Source organism: Bacillus sp. FAU18 (assembly GCF_056033885.1).
In genome coordinates this window covers 190366-210908 of sequence record NZ_JBVYHZ010000004.1, presented here as the reverse complement: position 1 = coordinate 210908, position 20543 = coordinate 190366, and the positions used below count along the sequence as shown (strand labels likewise).

20 protein-coding genes and 5 tRNA genes are annotated in these 20543 nt (G+C 41.8%); 5 read left to right on the top strand and 20 right to left on the bottom strand.

Features of this window, described 5'->3' with window-relative positions:
* Positions 1–20: 20 nt before the first annotated feature.
* The 8 genes from AC0OMU_RS12190 to adaA form a co-directional block, all read right to left on the bottom strand.
* Complete coding sequence (locus AC0OMU_RS12190) at positions 21–323, bottom strand: ArsR/SmtB family transcription factor (protein ID WP_003234907.1); 303 nt, start codon at positions 321–323, stop codon at positions 21–23.
* Positions 324–801: 478 nt separating this feature from the next.
* Positions 802–1176: a Na-translocating system protein MpsC family protein gene (locus tag AC0OMU_RS12185; protein WP_003246482.1), complete on the bottom strand. Its 375-nt coding sequence runs from the start codon at positions 1174–1176 to the stop codon at positions 802–804.
* 57 nt (positions 1177–1233) lie between these two features.
* The gene (locus AC0OMU_RS12180; RefSeq protein ID WP_015252954.1) at positions 1234–1524 is read right to left on the bottom strand and encodes a DUF6407 family protein; all 291 of its coding nucleotides are present in this window, start codon (positions 1522–1524) and stop codon (positions 1234–1236) included.
* Between the two features lie 63 nt (positions 1525–1587).
* Positions 1588–2115: a carbonic anhydrase gene (locus tag AC0OMU_RS12175; RefSeq protein WP_474241206.1), complete on the bottom strand. Its 528-nt coding sequence runs from the start codon at positions 2113–2115 to the stop codon at positions 1588–1590.
* 76 nt (positions 2116–2191) lie between these two features.
* Positions 2192–4807: a DUF2309 domain-containing protein gene (locus AC0OMU_RS12170; protein ID WP_474241205.1), complete on the bottom strand. Its 2616-nt coding sequence runs from the start codon at positions 4805–4807 to the stop codon at positions 2192–2194.
* Between the two features lie 14 nt (positions 4808–4821).
* The gene (locus AC0OMU_RS12165; protein ID WP_063335965.1) at positions 4822–6339 is read right to left on the bottom strand and encodes an NADH dehydrogenase subunit 5; all 1518 of its coding nucleotides are present in this window, start codon (positions 6337–6339) and stop codon (positions 4822–4824) included.
* Positions 6340–6858: 519 nt separating this feature from the next.
* Complete coding sequence (adaB, locus tag AC0OMU_RS12160) at positions 6859–7401, bottom strand: methylated-DNA--[protein]-cysteine S-methyltransferase (protein ID WP_063335964.1); 543 nt, start codon at positions 7399–7401, stop codon at positions 6859–6861.
* Positions 7385–8023: a bifunctional transcriptional activator/DNA repair enzyme AdaA gene (gene adaA, locus AC0OMU_RS12155; protein WP_474241204.1), complete on the bottom strand. Its 639-nt coding sequence runs from the start codon at positions 8021–8023 to the stop codon at positions 7385–7387. The genes adaB and adaA overlap by 17 nt, the downstream gene beginning before the upstream one ends.
* 272 nt (positions 8024–8295) lie before the next feature.
* Between adaA and alkA the strand changes: the two genes are divergently transcribed.
* Positions 8296–9207 (top strand): DNA-3-methyladenine glycosidase II, encoded by a 912-nt coding sequence (gene alkA, locus AC0OMU_RS12150; protein ID WP_474241203.1) that lies wholly within the window; start codon positions 8296–8298, stop codon positions 9205–9207.
* Between the two features lie 243 nt (positions 9208–9450).
* Here alkA and AC0OMU_RS12145 read toward each other — a convergent pair whose 3' ends face one another.
* From AC0OMU_RS12145 to AC0OMU_RS12090, 12 genes are all read right to left on the bottom strand, one after another.
* Complete coding sequence (locus tag AC0OMU_RS12145) at positions 9451–9591, bottom strand: hypothetical protein (RefSeq protein WP_322840126.1); 141 nt, start codon at positions 9589–9591, stop codon at positions 9451–9453.
* Between the two features lie 46 nt (positions 9592–9637).
* A complete protein-coding gene (glmS, locus tag AC0OMU_RS12140; RefSeq protein WP_474241202.1) occupies positions 9638–11440 on the bottom strand; it encodes a glutamine--fructose-6-phosphate transaminase (isomerizing) in 1803 nt (600 codons plus the stop codon).
* A 433-nt stretch (positions 11441–11873) separates the two neighbouring features.
* Entirely contained in the window at positions 11874–13220 is a 1347-nt protein-coding gene (glmM, locus tag AC0OMU_RS12135) for a phosphoglucosamine mutase (protein ID WP_014478651.1), read from the bottom strand.
* A gap of 18 nt (positions 13221–13238) precedes the next feature.
* Positions 13239–14693 carry a CdaA regulatory protein CdaR gene (cdaR, locus tag AC0OMU_RS12130; RefSeq protein ID WP_047181997.1) on the bottom strand — a complete coding sequence of 485 codons (1455 nt, stop codon included), beginning with the start codon at positions 14691–14693 and terminating at the stop codon, positions 13239–13241.
* The gene (gene cdaA, locus AC0OMU_RS12125; RefSeq protein WP_003223651.1) at positions 14686–15507 is read right to left on the bottom strand and encodes a diadenylate cyclase CdaA; all 822 of its coding nucleotides are present in this window, start codon (positions 15505–15507) and stop codon (positions 14686–14688) included. The genes cdaR and cdaA overlap by 8 nt, the downstream gene beginning before the upstream one ends.
* Before the next feature lie 160 nt (positions 15508–15667).
* Positions 15668–16294, bottom strand: a complete 627-nt coding sequence (rsiW, locus tag AC0OMU_RS12120; RefSeq protein WP_474241201.1) for an anti-sigma-W factor RsiW — start codon at positions 16292–16294, stop codon at positions 15668–15670.
* A gap of 13 nt (positions 16295–16307) precedes the next feature.
* Complete coding sequence (gene sigW / locus AC0OMU_RS12115) at positions 16308–16871, bottom strand: RNA polymerase sigma factor SigW (protein ID WP_003223646.1); 564 nt, start codon at positions 16869–16871, stop codon at positions 16308–16310.
* 230 nt (positions 16872–17101) lie between these two features.
* A tRNA-Gln gene (locus tag AC0OMU_RS12110) sits at positions 17102–17173 on the bottom strand.
* 4 nt (positions 17174–17177) lie between these two features.
* Positions 17178–17262 (bottom strand) — tRNA-Tyr (locus tag AC0OMU_RS12105).
* Positions 17263–17284: 22 nt separating this feature from the next.
* A tRNA-Thr gene (locus AC0OMU_RS12100) sits at positions 17285–17357 on the bottom strand.
* A 4-nt stretch (positions 17358–17361) separates the two neighbouring features.
* A tRNA-Val gene (locus tag AC0OMU_RS12095) sits at positions 17362–17437 on the bottom strand.
* A gap of 3 nt (positions 17438–17440) precedes the next feature.
* A tRNA-Glu gene (locus AC0OMU_RS12090) sits at positions 17441–17515 on the bottom strand.
* Positions 17516–17694: 179 nt separating this feature from the next.
* On the opposite strand from AC0OMU_RS12090, the gene AC0OMU_RS12085 reads away from it, so the two are divergent.
* The 4 genes from AC0OMU_RS12085 (at position 17695) to AC0OMU_RS12070 (ending at position 20537) form a co-directional block, all read left to right on the top strand.
* Positions 17695–18150 (top strand): 2-thiouracil desulfurase family protein, encoded by a 456-nt coding sequence (locus AC0OMU_RS12085; protein ID WP_047181996.1) that lies wholly within the window; start codon positions 17695–17697, stop codon positions 18148–18150.
* Positions 18151–18162: 12 nt separating this feature from the next.
* Positions 18163–18645 (top strand): GNAT family N-acetyltransferase, encoded by a 483-nt coding sequence (locus AC0OMU_RS12080; protein WP_174616577.1) that lies wholly within the window; start codon positions 18163–18165, stop codon positions 18643–18645.
* A gap of 109 nt (positions 18646–18754) precedes the next feature.
* Positions 18755–19669 carry an N-acetylmuramic acid 6-phosphate etherase gene (murQ, locus tag AC0OMU_RS12075; RefSeq protein ID WP_047181994.1) on the top strand — a complete coding sequence of 305 codons (915 nt, stop codon included), beginning with the start codon at positions 18755–18757 and terminating at the stop codon, positions 19667–19669.
* 16 nt (positions 19670–19685) lie between these two features.
* Positions 19686–20537 (top strand): MurR/RpiR family transcriptional regulator, encoded by an 852-nt coding sequence (locus tag AC0OMU_RS12070; RefSeq protein WP_474241200.1) that lies wholly within the window; start codon positions 19686–19688, stop codon positions 20535–20537.
* Positions 20538–20543 lie beyond the last annotated feature (6 nt).

The window sequence follows — 20543 nt, the reverse complement described above, 5'->3', positions numbered from 1 at the left end:
ACATCTTTTGATGTTTATTTTTATATCTCTGTTTTAAGAAAGTCAGCAAGTTTCCCAATGGCTTCTTCATCTCTTTTGTAATACGTGTACTTTCCGATTCGCTCCGCCTTAATTAGGCCGGCTCTTAAAAGGATGGTAAGATATTGGGAAGCCGTCGATTGCGTCATTTTCAATTTGTCTGTTATTTGACTGACACATACCCCGATTGTGTTCATATCAATCCCTTCATGGGGTGCAAAATGACGATCCGGTTCTTTCAGCCATTGCAAAATTTGCAGCCTTGATTCATTTGATAAGGCTTTGAATACTTCAATTGGTTCCATATCGATTATTATATCGTTATATTCCGATATGTCAATCCGTTTTTGGATATATTTAATTAAAGGTTTATCTCTGACAATTCCGTGAAATGAAACTGAAGACAGCATATCAATTTTGTTCACCGCTTAAATTTATCATCAAGCTTTACGAAATTGGTCTCATAATCATGTCACTAAACACTTGGAGGAACCCGGCAGGCAATTAAAATGAATTTAGTATTGTTCAAGTGACTAATTACCATCATCAAATTCATGTATTTAAAATAGATGTGAAAAAACATCCGCTCATAACAACAGCGGATGTTAGATCTTTCGACAGGAATAACAAAACAGTATACTATGAATTGACATCTCTTTGTCCGCTTAGGATATGAATAAAAGTTATCAATGATGCCATAATTGTAAAACAAAAGAAGCGGCAGTTCATTATGTTCAATTCACAACAGATTCCATACCGTCAAAACATTTTAATTTCTTTAGATTATAAGATCTTTTCCAAATTTTTCTCTAGATCATTACATAATTTAAACACCATCACTCGTTCACCTGTCCGGGAGCTTAAATCAGTATGAAAACTTTTCACTTTTTCTCCGGTTATTTTAAGGATAATATCCTTAAGGCCTTCTATACCTGATTCGACTAACTCCGAACGAGTTTGTTTGATAGATAACATACCCTCTTTTGATCCACAAACTACATATTCGGCTGGTGTTAAAATCCCTTTTAAATTGACGATGATCATGTCCCGCAGTATATCAGTCTTAACAGATACAGACCCCCGCCCAAGATAATCCTTCTCCCATTGAGTAATGGACTTACTGATCTCTGATTCAATAGAACCCTTCGACTTTTTCATATCTAATACATCTCCTGAGCAAAAAAATTGGCATATTCTATTTGTGATTTCGTCTCATTAATATTCTCTTACAACATATCCTTCATATACACCTTCAATATCCAAATCAGTTTTACCGTTTCTTGTGACCACTATCATTTTGGATAACATATTTTCTTCCATCATAGAGTGGACATGCAAAAATCGAACGTTTCCTGAATGGGTTTCCTCAACTTCTTCATAAGACTTTAGATGATAAAAATCAATTGCTTTTCTAATTAGTTTTTTCATACATTCCATATTTTCACGATCAAACGAGTTCATGTCCTCTATTGTTTTCGTGACAAAATCAGTTAAATTAGCGCTCATACAATCTCCTTAGAACTGCTTTCTCCATATATGGGTGCGTTTAGAAGTTGAACCTGTATTTCATCATGACAAGCAATGATCAGGTAAGGCTTGACCTGTTTTAACATCAGGAACCTCCACGATTGAGGGTTTTCCATCCTTATGATGAACGAATAAACCTCTAACTTTAACATATGACGGCACTAGGGGATGATGTCGAATCATATCAACACTTTTTTCAATGGTGTCACTGTTATTTTCATTTAGCCATTCATCGACCGTACCACCTAAAAATTCAGGCTTGCAATTTTGAAAGAGATAATCCAATGTTTGTATTTTATCTTTCATTGTTTCAAGTTGAGTTAGTCCATTACCTGCGGAAGTCTTCTTGTCTTTTGTTCCTACTACAAAAATCTCCTCAACATCTTCCTGGTAAATCGCAAAAATAACAGACCTCATGATTTCTCCATAAGGATGTGAAATACTGGCACCATAGCTTTGTATAGTCAACATATTCTCTGCAGAAGTGTTAGTCGCTTCTTGTAAAATAGGCTCCAAACCGTTTTCAATATCCGTCAAAAATAATACTTTTTTATTTTGGTTTACATTCATACAGCACACCTCTTCCTTATGTTTATCATTTTTATTTTGAATAACAAATCCATTTGATAAATGCTTAGATTCATCATTACCAGCTTTCCCAACATCCTTCTGGATCAATATTAGCCAGTCGGACCCATCCATTTTGAACTTTTTGCAGAAATGCTGAGTCATGATTTAATAACCGTTCTACATATTCTCTAGGTGCTTGGATGAGTATCAATAAACGAAGAGGAGAATGATAGGCCTCGTGATCTGATTCCATGACCGATTGCCAAGGCAGTCCGGCTAACAAGTCGCTTGCATTCCCCTGCATAACGCCGAGACCTGCAGTAACGGTTTGAGTTGCTTTATTTCCGCTGCCGTAATAATGAGGCGCTACCGTTGATGCGTAATATTGTAAATTAATCCATTGGGCTACAGTTCCAGGTCCTGCAATAATATTTGCTAGGAGTTCACCGCTTTCATCCTGCTTCCAATCATAATTATGGAGAAAGGCTCTGCCTTCCAAATCACAATCCTGAGTTAGTTCACGTTTACCGATAATAAAAGCGGCATTACGAGCCAGTCCCCATTCCGGACGTATCTCACTCCAATCTTCCGCAAATCGGTTTGCCTCAGCCTTCGGATTTTTTAGCTTCGATTGGAAATTCGGTAATTGGGCCAGACGTTCTGCGTTTACATGATGTCTCACTTTCGGCATAACGGCTTCAATTTGTTCAAATGCTTCTTGTGCAGCTTCGGAAAGCTCTGGTACATAAAGCCAATGTAATTCATCCACCGTTGTATTATGTTCAGCTGCTGCAAAAACCGTATCCTCAGGGATTTTAATTCCTTCAGTTAAAAGAGCTTCCCGTACCTCTGAAAGATTACATAAAGCAGCTAAAACTCTTGCATTGAATCCACCAGCCGCTCCACCGCAGGCACCACAATCAAGGGCTGCAGAATAAGGATTATTAGTGCTTTGACTGCCATGCCCGCAAATCACGACCAATGGTGCGATGTTTTCCGTTAATCCCATCATTTTTAATGCTTGGCGAGCATAGTTCACTTTTTCTTCATCAGTAAAACCCACAGGTATTTCTGCTTCTGTAGCATCATGATGAAGCGAGAGTTTTGTATCAGGTTTGCGCAACCAAGCCTCACGGAGATTACGAATGAAATGACCCGCCTTTCTTGGCACAAAGCTACGGGCTGCCATTTGCAGAGTAAGCCAAGGTCCGCTTAGCTCAGGCAGTAGTAAGCTCGAGAGCGCATTCTGCTTCATCGTTTTAAAGGTATGGCTTAAGGAATGAATTGCTTGCTTCCGTTGATTGTATTTTTTGAATACATCCTCATCTGCGAACTCTTTTATTTTATTTTGCGGTTTTTGTATGATCGGCAAGGAAGCATGACTGTGTTTACTGCCAAGTTCACAAGTTGCAATCGGCACCCCGAAGAAACCAGCAATACCAATCGTTTCAAACGGGCCTTCTTTTTCTAGTTGACGACGAAAAGGTTCTGATCGTACATCGATGCAGAATGCTAATTGAGCTAATGCAGATTTTTTACGGCCGGTTTCACGTTGTTTCGAGATGATCTTCTGGCTTAATCGATCAGTGTATGTTTGTTCCCAAGCTTCTAACCAAAGTTTCTTGCGAAGTTTCTCATCAAAGCTGTAGGCAAATGATAAATATTCGTTTTGTTCAATGGCCGTCATCTGTGACCATTCTTCTAATGTAAGCCCACCCCAATGAATCCAAGCTGCTATAAGGGGAGCAATTGAAATTGTTTTCTTAGATCGTTCATTAGTCAAAGGTAAGTATGGCTTTATAAGAGCCCACTCCATGGATATTCGAACCGCTAAATATTCTGTTAGGAGTGCATGTTCGTGGCTCGATTGCTGGGAGCGCCAAAGCATCATCCCTGCCCATCCAGGTAATGAAAGTAAATGACCTTCAAGATAAGTCTGGATTTCTGACTCTGGGATTTCTAGTGCGAATAAAGCTTCCTGTAAAGCCAAATGTGCCTCTTTCGGCCAACCCTTTACCCTTTCTCGCTGCTTTTTGCTAAGTGCTGGATCATATTGAATGAGATGCTGCCAAGCACGATAGAAACCTTCCTCACGATTAGGCATTGTCCAGCCTGCTTGAGAGTCATCAAGATATAATTTACTCCACTTAATGACATGATGATCTAGTATATTGACTAGCCTTTCACCATCTTGATTCTCTATATGCGAACTTAGTGGTTGCATAAAAACATTCTCGATATGATCCAATCCACTACATTCATCTACTAATTTCTCCAGCTCATGTGATGATAAAAGGTCGGAAGGCAGGGGATCTAACTTTAATGCAGCATGACAAAATCGATCTGCCACGTCCCGTGGGATGTGATAGGAATGTGAATCAAGCCAATGCTGCAGCCCCATTTCCACAAAATCTTCATCAATCTCACCTTTATTCTTTGCTGAACGGATCATAGACGCACTAGGGTATATATCAACATCGCGAGTGTTTTTCAACCAACTTGCAACCTGATCAAAAGGTTGGTTTTCAAGTCCCATCCACGGATTACGTGCAGCAAATGTAGAAATAGGCCAAAGTGGCGCAATCACCCGGCTGGCAGATGTAATGAAAACGTTAAGATCCCTTTCTTGAACATCAATATCTGTATCTATCTTTTTTACATTATCTTTCGTTAATACGGATGTAATGCCCATCTCAGATTAGCTCCTTATGAAATATATTGTTTAAGGTAGTCTGGGTGACTCTCTACTGACTTTGGTTTTGCTTCACCTAATCGAACTAACCAAAGATAGAGTACCGCGAAAAAAACGGAAGAACGATGACGAGCAACCCACGTACCTAAAGCACTGCCAAATAGTAAGAGACATACGACAATCATGACAGCTGACATTGGAGGTTGAACACTTTGAAAAATGGTTGTATGCAGCCACTTATAGAAAAGGTTATGAATGATAAAATATACGAGGGCTGCTCCTCCTAAAACAGTTAAGCCGGCAATTCGGCCAATTCGGCCCTCTCCAAAAGCGACAAGCTGAGTCCAAGAAACGGACAATGACCACCCTAAGATCAGCGCACTAATGAATTGATACCCCTCTCCAGGAGCAGCGAGCCAAAAAGCAACGCCTATAACTAAGGATAAAATCCGACCAGCCATGACCCATATATAGGATGTTCTTTCATTAGTACGAGCCGATACTTCATGACGCCCTACTGCTGAACCAGCTTGTAGAAACAACGTAGCTTTGAATAAACCATGTAAAATAAGATGAATAATGGCTGCTATATAGGCGCCTAATGCACACTGAATGAGCATAAACCCCATTTGTCCAATCGTGGAGCCTACTAACTGGCGTTTATAATCAACCTGGACTAAACTAATTCCAGTTCCAATCAATACAGAAATGCCAGCAAGCAGAAGTAAGATAATCGAAGCGATACCACCATGAAATAGCGGTGAAAATCGAGTTAGTATTATTCCTCCAGCATTTACTAAACCTGCATGCATAATTGCAGAAACAGGGGTTGGAGCAACAATAGACTCAACCAACCATCTTTGGAATGGCCATTGAGCTGCAGGAATGATCACCGCCAGTACAATCAATAGCTGAATCCCTGTTCTCTCCCATTCTCCCAGCCCAGCTAAACTTTCATTTGTTACAACCAATGATAACTGCCATTGACCTGTGGCATGAAAAAGCCACATCATCGCAAAAAACAAAGAAAACCAACTTAACAAAAATAACCGTCCAGAAATTTTGGCTGCTTCACTAGCCACTTGCCAAGCACTGTTTAACCTAATAAGTAAGGTTAAACCAACAAGAGTTGCTCCCCAAAATAGAACCATCAAGCGGAGATCACCACTTAACCATGTCATTGAAGCAGCTCCTGTTGTGAAAGTAAAAAGCATAAAATATTTTCGATAAGATCGATCCCCCATTAAGTAACGTACAGAAAAACGCTGAATGATGAATCCAATTGCAAGAACAAAAAAAGTCATTAAACAAGCTAAGGAATCTAAGTGCCAAGGGCCAACATTTCCACTCACACCACTATTGGCAAGAATCAGTAAGGAAACCAAAAGTGGTAAAGCCAAGATCCCAATATGAATGCGAACAAAACTCAAGGGTACTCGCGGATGTAAAAACAATAGTCCACTAATCCCAGAAGCCATAAGCATAATAAAAAATAATGTTAATAATGATGACAAACTCAGCGAAACTAACATTCTAAATTCTCCCTTTTTTAAAACTCATTATTGGTCAAAAGACCTTTCAATCAGATCATATTTGTTTATTATTTATTTCAATTTTTATTTATCTCTATTTTTTTCCAACAAAAAAGCCGACAACTTCAAAATTTCAATGATTATGTTAGATCATTGAATCCTGAAAATTGTCGGCTTCACTTCAACTAACTTCTGGGAAGTTTTTTGAAGAGCTACCTTATTATTTGTCTTTACTTTATGCTATGATTTCATTTCCTTTAATACAGTCCTGATTATCAAATAAATCGACTCATGTTCTCTTCCTTTTTTATTAGGATACTTTTTCATCCTATCAATATTTAAAATGAAATATGAAAAGAATGCTAAAGGCCTACATATTAAAAGGAAAAATAAACATCTGCATCGATTATTAAGTTACGTATAAGATATGCTAAATTTTAAAAGTTGTCAAGTTTATCAGTAAACTGGTCTTTACTTTCCTCTAAAAGAATCCAACCCATTATAGATGATGATTCACTTTCAATGAGGAACCTTCATTTCAGATGAAACTCGCTTTTCCAGATCAAGGAGCAGTGTCTTCATTTCAAATCCGCCCCGATAGCCAGTTAATGAGCCATTCTTTCCTATTACACGGTGGCACGGTACAGTAATTAATACCGGATTAGCCCCAATAGCCGCACCTACAGCACGAACAGCTGCTGGTTTATTTATATCATTTGCAATGTCGGAATAGGATTTCGTCTGTCCATAAGGAATTTCACAAAGTGCATTCCAAACTGCTAGCTGAAATTGCGTACCGGCGTACTCAACTGGAACAGTAAAGTTTTTCCGCTTTCCTTCTAGATATTGAGTGATTTCAACGGCATAGGGTTCAAGCTTATCATCATCTTCAACAAGAAGACTTCCTGGAAAGCGTTTCTTAGCCCATTCGAACAATTCCTCGATTGGTTTGTTCTGTGAACCTACAAACACAAGCCCCTTTAAAGTTGAAGCAATATAAAAATTCCAATCCTTGAACATTAGTAAAGACCAATAAAGGGTTGGTTTATTCTTTGTTTCCATTGTACGTTTCCTCCATTTTACTCATTTCACGAAATTGTGCTGGTGTCTGTCCAGTTTTCTTTTTAAATAAAGTAATAAAATAAGGCGCGTTAGCTATACCCACACATATAGCGATATCTCCAATCGCTTTATTTGTCTGAATCAAATACTTTTTAGCCGCGTGCACTCTAACTTGTTGTATATACTCAACCAGCGTAATGCCTTTAATCTTTTTAAATGTTCGATGCATATGATACGGACTCCCATGACAAATATCTGCTAACGATTCTAGCGTTAATTTTTCTGTGAAATTTTTATCAATGTATTCAGTAATTAAATCAACCCACTCGCTATCAGGCATTTTTTCATTAGTGGGCTTGCAACGTTTACAAGGGCGAAAATTTGCGCGGAGAGCTTGTTCTGCGTTTGGAAAAATACATACATTTTCTTTTTTCGGAACGCGAGATTTACAGGATGGTTTACAGAATATCCCTGTCGATTTTACAGCGTAGAAAAATTGATTATTGTACGCTGCATCATTATTTATAATTGCTTCCCACTTTTCATCTGTTATCATTTCTACATCATTCGAAATTCTATGATCATGGCTCTCTTTATGTCCGTTATTGATACTATCCGGCATTTATCTCACCTCTCCTTACATGGCTCATCTAATTCATTTTGAATTGAATCTCAATTTAAATTTTCGACACGCGTTTTTTATATCATGAGCCATTTTTATCTACTCCCGTTTAGCATTCTTGATAACTACACTATAACCTCATAAATAGAAAAAAATAAGGCGGTTAGAATGTAATAGCAAGATAACAAAATGAGTAAAGATGATTATGTGATAAACTAATTTCAACCAGCGTGAGTTTTCTTATAATTATTTAAGATAAGGAGAATGAAAAAGTGACATGGCATGAAGTCAATGATGTTATTGTCATTACATTACCTGAAATTTTCGACATGAATGCTAACCTAGGCTATCTAACCAGGGAAAAAAATGAATGCATGTATGAGATAGAGAACAATATCATTACAAAAGTTATAGCCATTGGGGAAATTCGGTGCTTAGTGCAGGTAAGCGTAATCAATAATAAACAAATGGTTGTTCAATTCCTAAACGATTCTAGACCTGTTGAGCAGTGGAAACGGGAAGAGATTGTAAAATATATTCATGAATGGTTTGATCTTGATAACGATTTAACATCATTTTATGAAATGGCAAAAGCAGATCCATTACTTAAAATGCCTGCCCGAAAATTTTATGGGTTGCGAGTTATCGGCATTCCCGATTTATTTGAAGCTTTATGTTGGGGAGTTTTAGGACAACAAATTAACTTAGCCTTCGCGTACTCCTTAAAGAAGCAATTTGTAGAAGCATTTGGCGATTCTATTGAATGGAATGGTAAAAAGTATTGGGTGTTCCCACCGTACGAGCGAATTGCACAGTTAATCCCTATCGACCTGGCGGATATTAAAATGACGGTAAAAAAAAGTGAATATATCATTGGAATAGCCAGATTAATGGCAAGTGGAGAATTATCGAGGGAAAAATTAATGAAAATGAACTTTAAAGATGCTGAAAAAAACTTAATTAAAATACGAGGAATCGGTCCTTGGACAGCCAATTATGTTCTAATGCGCTGCCTTAGGTTCCCGACAGCTTTTCCAATCGATGATGTGGGTCTAATTCATTCGATAAAAATATTACGTAATATGAATCGAAAGCCTACGAAAGATGAAATCTTAGAAATATCGTTTTCATGGAAAAAATGGGAGTCATACGCTACCTTTTATTTATGGCGTGTCCTTTACTGAATCATTTCAACTTAAACCGGAATGTACTCAATAACAAAAGAATGAATTTTAAAACCTAAGGCCCACAAGTACATTCTCTTTTCATCTTTCATTTTAATGTCATGAATTTCTCGCCCCTTATTAAATGTCATAAAAAATCTGTTGTCATTACAATAGGCTCTCCGGTCTGCTATTACATAAGAAAATTCAGGTGAAAGTAAAAGCAATTTCGCTCCACTGAAAAATTCATGCAGTCTACTAGTTTTAAAGCCTTTTAAGCTCGTTAACTGGCCTTATGAGGAAACATCTCAAATCTATAGCCATGGCCGATCGATAGTCGGGTCCTGTACCATCAACTTCTTTAATCCATTTTTCCACTGTAGATGTTCTTTCTCTTTTGGACATAAAAACACCCCTTTAGACAATCTTATCCAAAGGGGTTAAACATTTATTACTCCACAGTAACACTCTTCGCAAGGTTACGCGGTTTATCAACATCACAGCCGCGATGCAGTGCAGCATAGTAAGCGATCAGCTGCAATGGAACAACAGATACCAACGGAGCAAGCGCTGGGTTTACTTCCGGCAGTACGAATCTGTCATCCGCATCGTCTAGGCCTTTCAGTGAGATGATGCATGTGTTTGCTCCGCGAGCGGCAACTTCTTTGACGTTTCCGCGGATGCTTAGGTTTACGTGCTCTTGAGTAGCCAATGCGAATACTGGTGTTCCTTGTTCGATCAAAGCAATCGTTCCGTGCTTCAGCTCTCCGCCGGCAAAACCTTCTGCCTGGATGTAAGAAATCTCTTTCAGCTTCAGTGCGCCTTCGACACATACGAAGTAGTCAAGGCCGCGTCCGATGAAGAAAGCATTTCTGGATACAGTCAGGTATTCACGAGCGATCATTTCCATTTCGTCTTTCTGGTCGCATAGAGCTTCCATTGCGTTTGCAGCGATACCGAGTTCTTTGACAAGGTCAAATCCGATATCGATGCCGTTTTTGTCAGCAGCTACAGAAGCAAGAACCGCAAGAACTGCGATTTGTGCAGTGTATGCTTTGGTTGACGCAACAGCGATCTCAGGGCCTGCATGAAGCAGCAATGTATAGTCAGCTTCACGAGAAAGCGTTGATCCAGGTACGTTTGTGATTGTCAGGGCTTTGTGTCCGAGCGCTTTGACTTGAACGAGAACCGCGCGGCTGTCTGCTGTTTCTCCGCTTTGAGAAAGGAAAATGAAGAGCGGTTTCTTAGACAGAAGCGGCATGTTGTAGGAGAATTCACTCGCTACATGCACTTCAACCGGCACGTTTGCCCACATTTCAATATATTGTTTACCGACAAGTCCTGCATGGTAGCTTGTTCCGCAGCCAATGATATAGATGCGGTCCGTTTCCGCTACAGCGGCAGCGATATCGCCAGGCACAGACAGCTTGCCGTTTTCATCTTGATACGTTTGGATGATTTTACGCATAACAACAGGCTGCTCATCCGTTTCTTTCAACATGTAGTGAGGGTACGTGCCTTTTTCAATATCACTGGCATCAAGCTCAGCAATATAAGACGCACGTGTAATCACGTCACCATCAAGGTTTTTGATGACAACTTGGTCATCAGTGACGATAACCATTTCTTTATCCATCAGCTCAACATATTCGTTGGTTACTTGAAGCATCGCCATTGCATCAGATGCCACGACGTTGAATGTATCTCCAAGACCTACTAATAGAGGGCTTTTGTTTTTCGCTACAAAAATCGTTTCTCTGTTGTCGTTATCGAATAAAGCAATTGCATAAGAGCCTTTTAACAGTGTAAGTGTTTTGCGGAACGCTTCTTCTGTCTCAAGTCCTCCATTGACGAATTGCTCGATTACTTGAACGACTACTTCTGTATCGGTGTCACTTTTGAGCTCTACATCTTGCAAATACTCTTGCTTCAGCTGAACATAGTTCTCGATCACGCCGTTATGGACAAGTGTAAAGCGACCCAGTGCGCTTTGATGCGGGTGAGCGTTCAGATAGCTTGGTTCGCCGTGTGTCGCCCAGCGAGTATGCCCAATTCCGGCTTTCGCTTCTACATTGGCATCCACAACTTCACGCAGATCTGCAATGCGTCCTTTTTCTTTGAACACATGGATTCCCTGTTCGTTGGCAACAGCAATACCAGCAGAGTCATAACCGCGATACTCAAGCTTTTCTAACCCTTTTAATAAAATTTCCTTCGCATCAAGCTGACCGATATAACCTACGATTCCACACATATTTTTCTTCCTCCTAAGATTGTAAAAGGAGACGAAGAAAGTCAAATTTCAAGGGGACTTTCAATCGTCCCCTCCTACATGTTTTTTGGAAGATCATGTGATTTCTCTTTGTTCAAGGAGTCACCCCCTTGGTTTGAAGAAATCCTTACGGCTGTGATCTGCACACTCAGCCGGGAGGCATCCGCCGAAAATTCGATAACCTCCATCCTCGTCAACTAAGCCTTTTTCCGGGCGCTTAGTTCGGGCGCTATAATTATAGGTAAAGCAATAATCCCGTCTTCTTTTCCTATTGAGAAAATAAGAACAAGACAAGCTTGATTTTACAACATGTGGCATAAACGGTCAATTGTTTTTTAAACAACTTTGCCGTATGTCTCACAATTATCTTATGTAAACCTCGCTTGTCTTGTTCACTCTCTGATAATAGACTTCGTTACTCTAATCCCATTTCTGACCGGACGACTTCAACAATGCGATTGACATACTCATCGCACAGCTCTTTCGTCTTCGCTTCAGCCATGACACGGACGAGCGGTTCAGTTCCTGAAGGGCGCACCAAAATCCGGCCGTCGCCGTTCATTTCTTTTTCAACTTCAGAAATAACTGCTTTTACTTTTTCATTTTCTTCAACTTTATATTTATCAGTCACTCTCACATTGACTAACAGCTGCGGGAACTTCTGCATTTCAGCTGCAAGCTCTGACAGTGGCTTGCCTGTGGCTTTCAAAGTGTTCATCAGCATAATAGCAGACAATAATCCGTCCCCTGTCGTGTTGTAATCAAGGAAAATAAGATGTCCTGACTGCTCTCCGCCGACGTTGTAGCCGTCTTTTTTCATTGCTTCTACTACGTAGCGGTCGCCGACAGCTGTCTGCACGCTTTTGATGCCTTCTTTTTCGAGCGCCTTATAGAAGCCGAGGTTGCTCATCACGGTTGAAACCAAAGTATCATCCTTTAAACGGCCCTCTGATTTCAGGTGTTTTGAGCATATGTACATGATTTGGTCGCCGTCTACAATATTTCCTTTTTCATCTACAGCAATCAGGCGGTCGCCGTCACCGTCGAACGCAAGACCGAGATCCGCGTTTTTCTCTTTGACAAACGCGCTGAGCGCTTCGGGATGAGTCGAACCGACGCCGTCATTAATGTTTAATCCGTTCGGGGAAGTCCCCATTGTAGAAACATCTGCATCTAAATCAGCAAACAGGTGTGTCGCCAAGGATGACGTTGCGCCATGGGCACAGTCCAATGCCACATGAATGCCTGTGAAATCTTCATCAGCTGTCTGTTTTAAGAATTGCAGATATTTTTGTCCGCCTTCAAAATAATCGTTTACAAGTCCAAGGTCTGCTCCGACAGGTCTTGGCAGCTTATCCTCAGGTTCGTCCATCAGGCGCTCAATTTCAGCCTCCTGTTCATCAGAAAGCTTAAATCCATCTCCCCCAAAGAATTTGATGCCGTTATCCTGCACTGGGTTATGAGAAGCGGAAATCATGACGCCCGCCTCTGCATCCATCGCTTTTGTCAAATAAGATACACCTGGTGTAGAAATGACACCTAGGCGCATGACTTCTGCGCCAATGGATAAAAGTCCGGCGACAAGGGCTCCCTCCAGCATATGGCCGGAGATGCGTGTATCGCGGCCTATCAGCACTTTTGGACGTTGTTTGTCTTTTGTCAGCACATAACCGCCGAAACGTCCGACTTTAAAGGCCAGCTCAGGTGTAAGCTCACTATTGGCGACACCTCTTACACCGTCTGTTCCAAAATACTTGCCCATTTTATAATCGCTCCTTTTTTATTCCGATGAGGATTGTGAATTCGCAGTGGATTCATCCTCATCCTGATCTTGGTTTTGATCTTTATTTTCGTCTTGGTTTTGATCGTTGCTGTTTTTATCAGTGTTCTTTGTATCTTCTTGCTGATTGTTCTTTTGATCATTTGTTTGTTTATCTGTGTCATCCTGATTCCCTGATGTATTGCTGCTGTTATCATTCGTTGATGTATTGCTTTTCTTAGACGTCAGCTTGATTTTGGCGTTTTTCCGCCCCAAGGACCAGGTTACATTCTGTGGCCCGTTCACTTCAAGCTTCACGCTATGCTCCCCGTCCTCTAAATCTGAAACATTCACATACAATTCAATATCTGATTTTTTCAGTTTTTTTATATTCGCGGGAGAGCCTTTAGCCGTTACGTCTATCGCTTGTGATTCAGGATCAAGAAATTCAATGTTTTGTGAGCTGCTCAGCCCTACAGTCTTGATAGGGACATTCTCGAACTTCTGATCCGCTTCACTATCGACTTCTATATGCAAAGTCACCTTTGACGGTGAGATTTTTTTGACACCGTCAGGAAGCGGAATATCTGCCTCGATATCGGAATCCTTGTTAATTTTACTTAAATCTAAGCTGACGCCGTCAATAAATTCAAGAGAATCCAACACATCCTGTGAGCCGTAAACCGTTACCTCACTGGGGCTGGATTCAATATTCGCTATGCTGACACCGTCAGGAAGGCTTCCTGTCCGTTCAATTTTAAAGGGCACTTTTTTACTCGGGCTTGTCACCGGAACGGTAATCTTGATGACCGAGGGCTCCACGTCGACAGGAAGCGCGTTTCCGTCTTTATCATAGACAGTCACTTTCGCTTCCTTTTCAATCGTTTCATCTGCGTTTTCCAAATTCACTGAAGCTTTTACAAGAGAAATATTATCGATGACATTTTTCGATCCGGTAATCTGCACATTTTTTGGACTGACAATCGGCTGCTCCGGAGAATAGCCTTTTTTCATCTTGCTTTTGTTGTAGTACTCCACTTCTACGGGAAAACTTTTGGTCGTCCGTTCCTGAATGGTCACTGTCGTAACAGACGGATTAATTGAGATTGTCAGCCCATCCGACACGTTTTTGGCCTTAAGCTCAACCTTATGTGTGCCGGTTTTCAAATGTTCCATATCGGCATATATTTCAAAGTTTTTGGTCTGCCGAGCCTTTTTCACAGCGCTTGTCGAGCCTTTTATCGTGACATTAACCGTTTGCGGAACACCCGTCACGACGTAATTTTCATCATCATAATACGCTTTAACCGGAATATCAGTCAGAGTTGCTTCATCAGTTGTTGATGTCGGAAAGAAAGATTCACCCGGTTTTTTCGGAGTCGGTGCTTGGTTGCTGTTAACCGCCACATAAAGCAAGAGCGCGAAAAGCAGAGCAATGATTTTCACAGCCCAGCGGTTGTTTAAGAATTTATCCATTTTTCTTGCCCCTCCAATACCAGCGGTTAGAAGAAGTGTCTCTGGTGTTTTTCTTAAACTCGGCTTCAAGCATTTCTTTCAGCGCTTCTTCTGTAAGCTCTCTGTGAAGGTCGCCGTTCTTTGCCACACTGACGCCGCCGGTCTCTTCAGACACAATAATCGTCAAACTGTCTGTTACTTCACTGATACCGACAGCTGCTCTGTGCCGCGTGCCCAGTTCTTTTGAAATAAACGGGCTCTCAGAAAGCGGCAGATAACAGGCGGCCGCGGCAATTTCATTATTTTTCATAATCACCGCACCGTCGTGAAGCGGGGTGTTTGGGATAAAAATATTGATCAGCAGCTCAGAGCTGACTTTGGCATTCAGTGGTATGCCGGTTTCAATATAATCCCCCATTCCAGTATCCCGCTCAATGGTCAGCAGGGCGCCTATACGGCGTTTCGCCATATAATTGATCGCTTTTGTAATGGCCTCAATCGTTTTCTGCTGCGCTTCTTCAACAGGCGTGCCGCTCCTCGAAAAAAAGCGGCCGCGGCCTAGCTGTTCAAGCGCTCTTCTCAGCTCAGGCTGAAAAATAATAATAATTGCTAAAAATCCCCATGTTATCGCTTGGTCCATCAGCCATTGAAGTGTGCTGAGGCCCAAATATTGGCTGGCCATACGAACAAGCACGATGACTACAATTCCTTTTAACAGCTGAACCGCTTTCGTGCCGCGTATCACCATAATCAATTTATATATCACATACCAAACAAGGAGAATATCAACGGCATTGCCGAGGTACTGCAAAAAAGGGATATCCTCAAAAGCCATTTCCTCGTCCTCCAAGATTTCAGTCATTTCGTATTTTGTGTTTTACGTGTTACGCATATGTACTTTACATAGCGAGCCCATTATACCACATTTCGATTTAGCAAGTGAAATGTGCCAGCCCTCTCAGCCCGCAAAAAAAGAGCAAAGCGGCTAACGCGCTTTACTCTTCTCCGTTCGGACTGAATGCATCGAGTACACTTTTCCCCGCAGACTTCATCTTGTACCATGTCCAGTCGAATAATTGATTGATTTCTTCAATCTGACCGGTGACTTGTCCAGCAGAGGCCATATACTTTTCGCCGTTTACGACGGTTACATCCCCGTCTATTTTGCCTTTAATAATCAGCTTGCCGTTTTTGACAGTGACATCACCTGTGACCGTCTCACCTTCTGGCACGGTCACAGTATGGTTATGAACCACAAGATTCGGCTGCTTGGATACGCTGAAATTGTGGTCATTATGCCAGCTGTTAAAAAAACCTCCGCCCATCAAAATGATGAATACCGCAGCAGCTGCGATAACGGGATGGGTTCTGAACCATCTTTTTACAGAAGCTCTTTTCTTCTCCTTAGGCAATTTTGCCATGACATTAGCGGTAAAATCCGCGGGGGCTTCGACATGCGATGTGCTCCGTACGAGCGCTATGGATTTCTCCATCTCGTAAAAATGCTTTCTGCATTTCTCGCATGTCTCCAGATGTTCATTTAATACGTGTTCATCTTTTGGAAGGATATCTCCATCAAGATGCATATGCATAAGCTGCACAATTTGTTCAGGACAGCTCATTTCATCACCCCACTTAAAGATCCCTTAATTGTTTTCTAAGAGCCTCTCTGCCTCTGTGAATCCGCGTTTTCACAGTCCCCACAGGAATGTTTAGAATCTCCCCAATTTCAATTAATGAGAGTTCGTCAATATACTTTAATACGATGACTGTTCTGTATTTGTCAGGAAGCTTTAAAATTTTCTGCTGTATCGTGTTTGAGAGCTCCAGCGACACAACTGCATCTTCAGGCAAAACACCATCTGCGGCGATTTGAGAATACATGGTCAAGCCTTCCGTACCAGCCACTTCTGCATCGAGGTAATAATCCGGCTTCTTTTTGCGAATGCGGTCAATGGTCAAATTGGTCGCGATTCGATAAAGCCAAGTTGAAAATTTCCGGTTAATATCAAAACTGTCGATATTAACGTACGCTCTGATGAAAGCTTCCTGTGCAATATCCTCCGCCTCATGCACATTGCCAAGCATACGGTAGCAAAGCTGATAAATTTTATCTTTGTAAATATCTACGATGTCCGCAAATGCATCCTGGTCGCCTTTTTTGACTTGTTTAATTCTTTTTTTAATCATCATTTCCATATTTATCTAACCTCTGCCTTCACCGGTCTGTATGTATACGAGCTTCGTTTCAAAAGGTTTCAATTTTTTTATAAAATAAGTTTATCAAATTTTTGGCAGGGTGTAGATGGTAATTCGTGAATAAACTACCTTAACATATTTTTAAAATTATTATACAGACTGAACAGTTAGAAGTTGGAATGATTTTTCCGAAAAGAAAAAAGACACCTTTTGATCAAAGGTGTCTGTGACTGGGCTAGCTGGATTCGAACCAACGCATGACGGAGTCAAAGTCCGTTGCCTTACCGCTTGGCTATAGCCCAATAATGGTGGAGGGGGGCAGATTCGAACTGCCGAACCCTGAGGGAGCGGATTTACAGTCCGCCGCGTTTAGCCACTTCGCTACCCCTCCACATAAAATTTTGAAAAAACAGTGCCGGCAAGAGGACTTGAACCCCCAACCTACTGATTACAAGTCAGTTGCTCTACCAATTGAGCTACACCGGCAAGATGGTGGAGGATGACGGGCTCGAACCGCCGACCCTCTGCTTGTAAGGCAGATGCTCTCCCAGCTGAGCTAATCCTCCAAATGGTGACCCGTACGGGATTCGAACCCGTGTTACCGCCGTGAAAGGGCGGTGTCTTAACCGCTTGACCAACGGGCCGTTGTGTTCTCGTCGAGCTGACAAAAGTTATTATATACAGGTCACCCCCTGTTTGTAAAGAGGAAAATTAAATTTTTTATTTTCAAACTTTTTAACTCCTTTTTTAACTGAAAAAGCCTCCCAACTAAAGCCATTTATTTTATGATAGAGACAAGCAAAGCAAGAGAGGAGAAACCAATATGATTCTAGTCAGTTCTTGCCTTGGAGGCATTGAATGCAGATATAACGGCTCTCACGCAGCGTCGGAGAAAATCAGAAAACTCGTCGATGAAAAGAAAGCAGTCATGGCTTGCCCTGAACTTCTCGGCGGCTTCTCTACCCCACGCGAACCCGCAGAAATCATAGGAGGCACCGGCGAGGATGTCCTCAATGGAACAGCGAAAATCGTGACAGCTTCAGGAGAAGACGTCACAGAACTATATATGGAAGGCGCCGCGAAAACATTGGCTTACGCAAAAGAAATCAACGCTTCTGCCGTCATATTAAAAGAAAACAGTCCATCTTGCGGAAGCGGGTTTATCTATAACGGCACCTTCTCTGGCAAAAAAATCACCGGCAACGGAGTAACCGCCGCATTGTTAAAACAAGCGGGCTACCAGGTCATTTCGGAAAACAAGCTTGACGACATCTTGTAAGGAGGCCACCCCATGACTCAAGACATTTCTTTATCCTTCTATAAGCCTGAACACTTGCCCGAGCTTCAAGCATTCACGCTCACCAACGATGACAAACGCTTTACCTCCCTCCCGAAAGAGGTGCTGTCTCAGGCTCTGGGCATACAGGACCGATACCCGGTTGTCATCTTAAAAGACGACCTTCCGGTCGGTTTTTTCATTTTACATGCATCAAAAGAAACGCTTGCTTCCTATTCTAACAATCCATTTGCTTTACTGCTCAGCTCCCTGTCTTTAAACGCTGTGCACCACGGAAAAGGCTATGCGAAAAAAGCCATGATTTTGCTTCCCGCTTTTGTGAGCGGATATTTTCCATGGTGCGACGAAATCATCTTGGCCGTCAATCATCTGAACATACGCGCAAAACACCTTTATATGAAAAGCGGGTTCCTTGATAAAGGACGGCGAAGAATCGGGCCGCTTGGAGAACAGTTGATCCTTCATCATTTCTTATAGTCTTGAGTGAAATAAAATTTCAAAAATTAAAAAACATAGTTGAAATATCATAACAGAAATGAATATACTGAATATTGAGATATATCATTTTAAAACAGGGGGCATCCTCATGTCAGAACCATTAAACATTCACCGTCTTACAACGGAATCACGCAATAGCCAAACAGTTGAAATCCACAAAGCAAACACTCTCGGCATCCTCAAAATGATCAACAACGAAGATATGAAAGTCGCTGCAGCCGTTCAGGAGGTTCTCCCCGACATCAAAACAGCTGTAGACTGCGCATATGAATCGTTTCAAAATGGAGGCCGGCTCATATATACAGGCGCCGGTACAAGCGGCAGACTCGGCGTCATGGATGCTGTTGAATGTCCTCCCACCTACAGCGTAAGCCCAGATCAGGTCATCGGAATCATGGCTGGAGGCCCCAAAGCCTTTTTACAGGCAGCAGAGGGCATTGAAGACAGTGAAGAAGCAGGAGCTGAAGATTTAAGAAACATACAGCTCACTTCAAATGACACCGTCATTGCCATCGCAGCAAGCGGCCGCACACCCTACGCCGCAGGCGCCCTAAGATACGCCCGCAAAGTCGGAGCACACACCATCGCCCTTACTTGCAATGAAAATTCCGCCATCAGCAAGGATGCGGATCACAGCATTGAGGTTGTCGTCGGACCTGAGGCCATTACAGGATCAACACGTATGAAAGCCGCAACCGCTCATAAAATGATTCTAAACATGATATCTACCGCTGTAATGGTCAAAATCGGCAAGGTTTACGAAAACTTGATGGTAGACGTCAACGTCAGCAACAAAAAACTAAAAGAACGCGCCATCAGTATCATCCAAAGCCTTACAAATGCTTCATACGACACAGCCAGGCACACCCTGGAACAAGCCGATCATCACGTCAAAACAGCAATCGTCATGCTCAAAACAAGCACAGATCAGAAACAAGCAAAGACATTACTCGATGAAGCAAACGGTTTCATTGACAAAGCAATCGAACATTACCATCCATGATAAGGAGAGAACTAGAATGGCCACAGGCGGTTTAGCGATCATCCAATCAATGAAGCATAAGCTCCCTCCATCCGAGCGCAAACTTGCAGATTATATCCTAGCCCATCCCCACAAAGCAATCGAAAGCACGGTCAACGAAATTAGCGCCTTAGCCAATTCAAGTGACGCTGCCGTCATCAGGCTCTGCAAATCACTCGGTTTAAAAGGATTTCAAGATTTAAAAATGAGAGTAGCGGGCGATCTGGCAAAGCCTACGTTTCAGGGCTACCGGGATATTGTTCCCCACGAGCTGCTGCCCTCCATTTCCGAAAAAACGGCCGGCAATGCCATTCAAGCCATTCAGGATACTTCAGACCTGATGGACTACAAAGAGCTTGAACGAGCGGTTTCTCTGCTTCTCAAAGCTCATACCGTGCATTTTATCGGCCTCGGGGCTTCCGGCATTGTCGCCAAGGACGCCCAGCAAAAGTGGCTTCGCATTCATAAACAAGCAACCGCGTTTACAGACACTCATCTTGTGGCATCTTTAATCGCAAATGCAGATAAAGACGACATCGTATTTGCCATTTCGTTTTCAGGAGAGACACAGGAAATCATTGAACTGTTCGCCATGGCCAAGGAAAAAGGCATCACAACGATCAGCCTCACACAATTCAGTCAGACATCCGTCTCCGCACTGGCTGATGTCCCTTTGTATACAGCCCATTCCAATGAAGCCTTGATTCGAAGTGCAGCCACTTCCTCCCGCCTCGCCCAGCTTTTTATAATTGATGTTTTGTTTTTAGGCATGGCGGCTGAGCAGTATGAAACGACAACCGGTTATATCGATAAAACGAGAGCAGCCATACAATCTATGAGAATAAAATAAGGCATC

Excerpts from the sequence above, each read along its gene's own strand:
- AC0OMU_RS12145 (WP_322840126.1), bottom strand. The coding sequence starts at position 9,591 with ATGTCCAAAAGAGAAAGAACATCTACAGTGGAAAAATGGATTAAAGAA.
- AC0OMU_RS12085 (WP_047181996.1), top strand. The coding sequence starts at position 17,695 with ATGATTCTAGTCAGTTCTTGCCTTGGAGGCATTGAATGCAGATATAAC.
- AC0OMU_RS12180 (WP_015252954.1), bottom strand. The coding sequence starts at position 1,524 with ATGAGCGCTAATTTAACTGATTTTGTCACGAAAACAATAGAGGACATG.
- murQ (WP_047181994.1), top strand. The coding sequence starts at position 18,755 with ATGTCAGAACCATTAAACATTCACCGTCTTACAACGGAATCACGCAAT.
- AC0OMU_RS12185 (WP_003246482.1), bottom strand. The coding sequence starts at position 1,176 with ATGAAAAAGTCGAAGGGTTCTATTGAATCAGAGATCAGTAAGTCCATT.
- AC0OMU_RS12175 (WP_474241206.1), bottom strand. The coding sequence starts at position 2,115 with ATGAATGTAAACCAAAATAAAAAAGTATTATTTTTGACGGATATTGAA.
- AC0OMU_RS12080 (WP_174616577.1), top strand. The coding sequence starts at position 18,163 with ATGACTCAAGACATTTCTTTATCCTTCTATAAGCCTGAACACTTGCCC.
- AC0OMU_RS12190 (WP_003234907.1), bottom strand. The coding sequence starts at position 323 with ATGGAACCAATTGAAGTATTCAAAGCCTTATCAAATGAATCAAGGCTG.
- AC0OMU_RS12070 (WP_474241200.1), top strand. The coding sequence starts at position 19,686 with ATGGCCACAGGCGGTTTAGCGATCATCCAATCAATGAAGCATAAGCTC.
- adaA (WP_474241204.1), bottom strand. The coding sequence starts at position 8,023 with ATGCCGGATAGTATCAATAACGGACATAAAGAGAGCCATGATCATAGA.
- sigW (WP_003223646.1), bottom strand. The coding sequence starts at position 16,871 with ATGGAAATGATGATTAAAAAAAGAATTAAACAAGTCAAAAAAGGCGAC.
- glmM (WP_014478651.1), bottom strand. The coding sequence starts at position 13,220 with ATGGGCAAGTATTTTGGAACAGACGGTGTAAGAGGTGTCGCCAATAGT.
- adaB (WP_063335964.1), bottom strand. The coding sequence starts at position 7,401 with ATGGAAACAAAGAATAAACCAACCCTTTATTGGTCTTTACTAATGTTC.
- AC0OMU_RS12165 (WP_063335965.1), bottom strand. The coding sequence starts at position 6,339 with ATGTTAGTTTCGCTGAGTTTGTCATCATTATTAACATTATTTTTTATT.
- rsiW (WP_474241201.1), bottom strand. The coding sequence starts at position 16,294 with ATGAGCTGTCCTGAACAAATTGTGCAGCTTATGCATATGCATCTTGAT.
- cdaA (WP_003223651.1), bottom strand. The coding sequence starts at position 15,507 with ATGGCTTTTGAGGATATCCCTTTTTTGCAGTACCTCGGCAATGCCGTT.
- AC0OMU_RS12170 (WP_474241205.1), bottom strand. The coding sequence starts at position 4,807 with ATGGGCATTACATCCGTATTAACGAAAGATAATGTAAAAAAGATAGAT.
- cdaR (WP_047181997.1), bottom strand. The coding sequence starts at position 14,693 with ATGGATAAATTCTTAAACAACCGCTGGGCTGTGAAAATCATTGCTCTG.
- glmS (WP_474241202.1), bottom strand. The coding sequence starts at position 11,440 with ATGTGTGGAATCGTAGGTTATATCGGTCAGCTTGATGCGAAGGAAATT.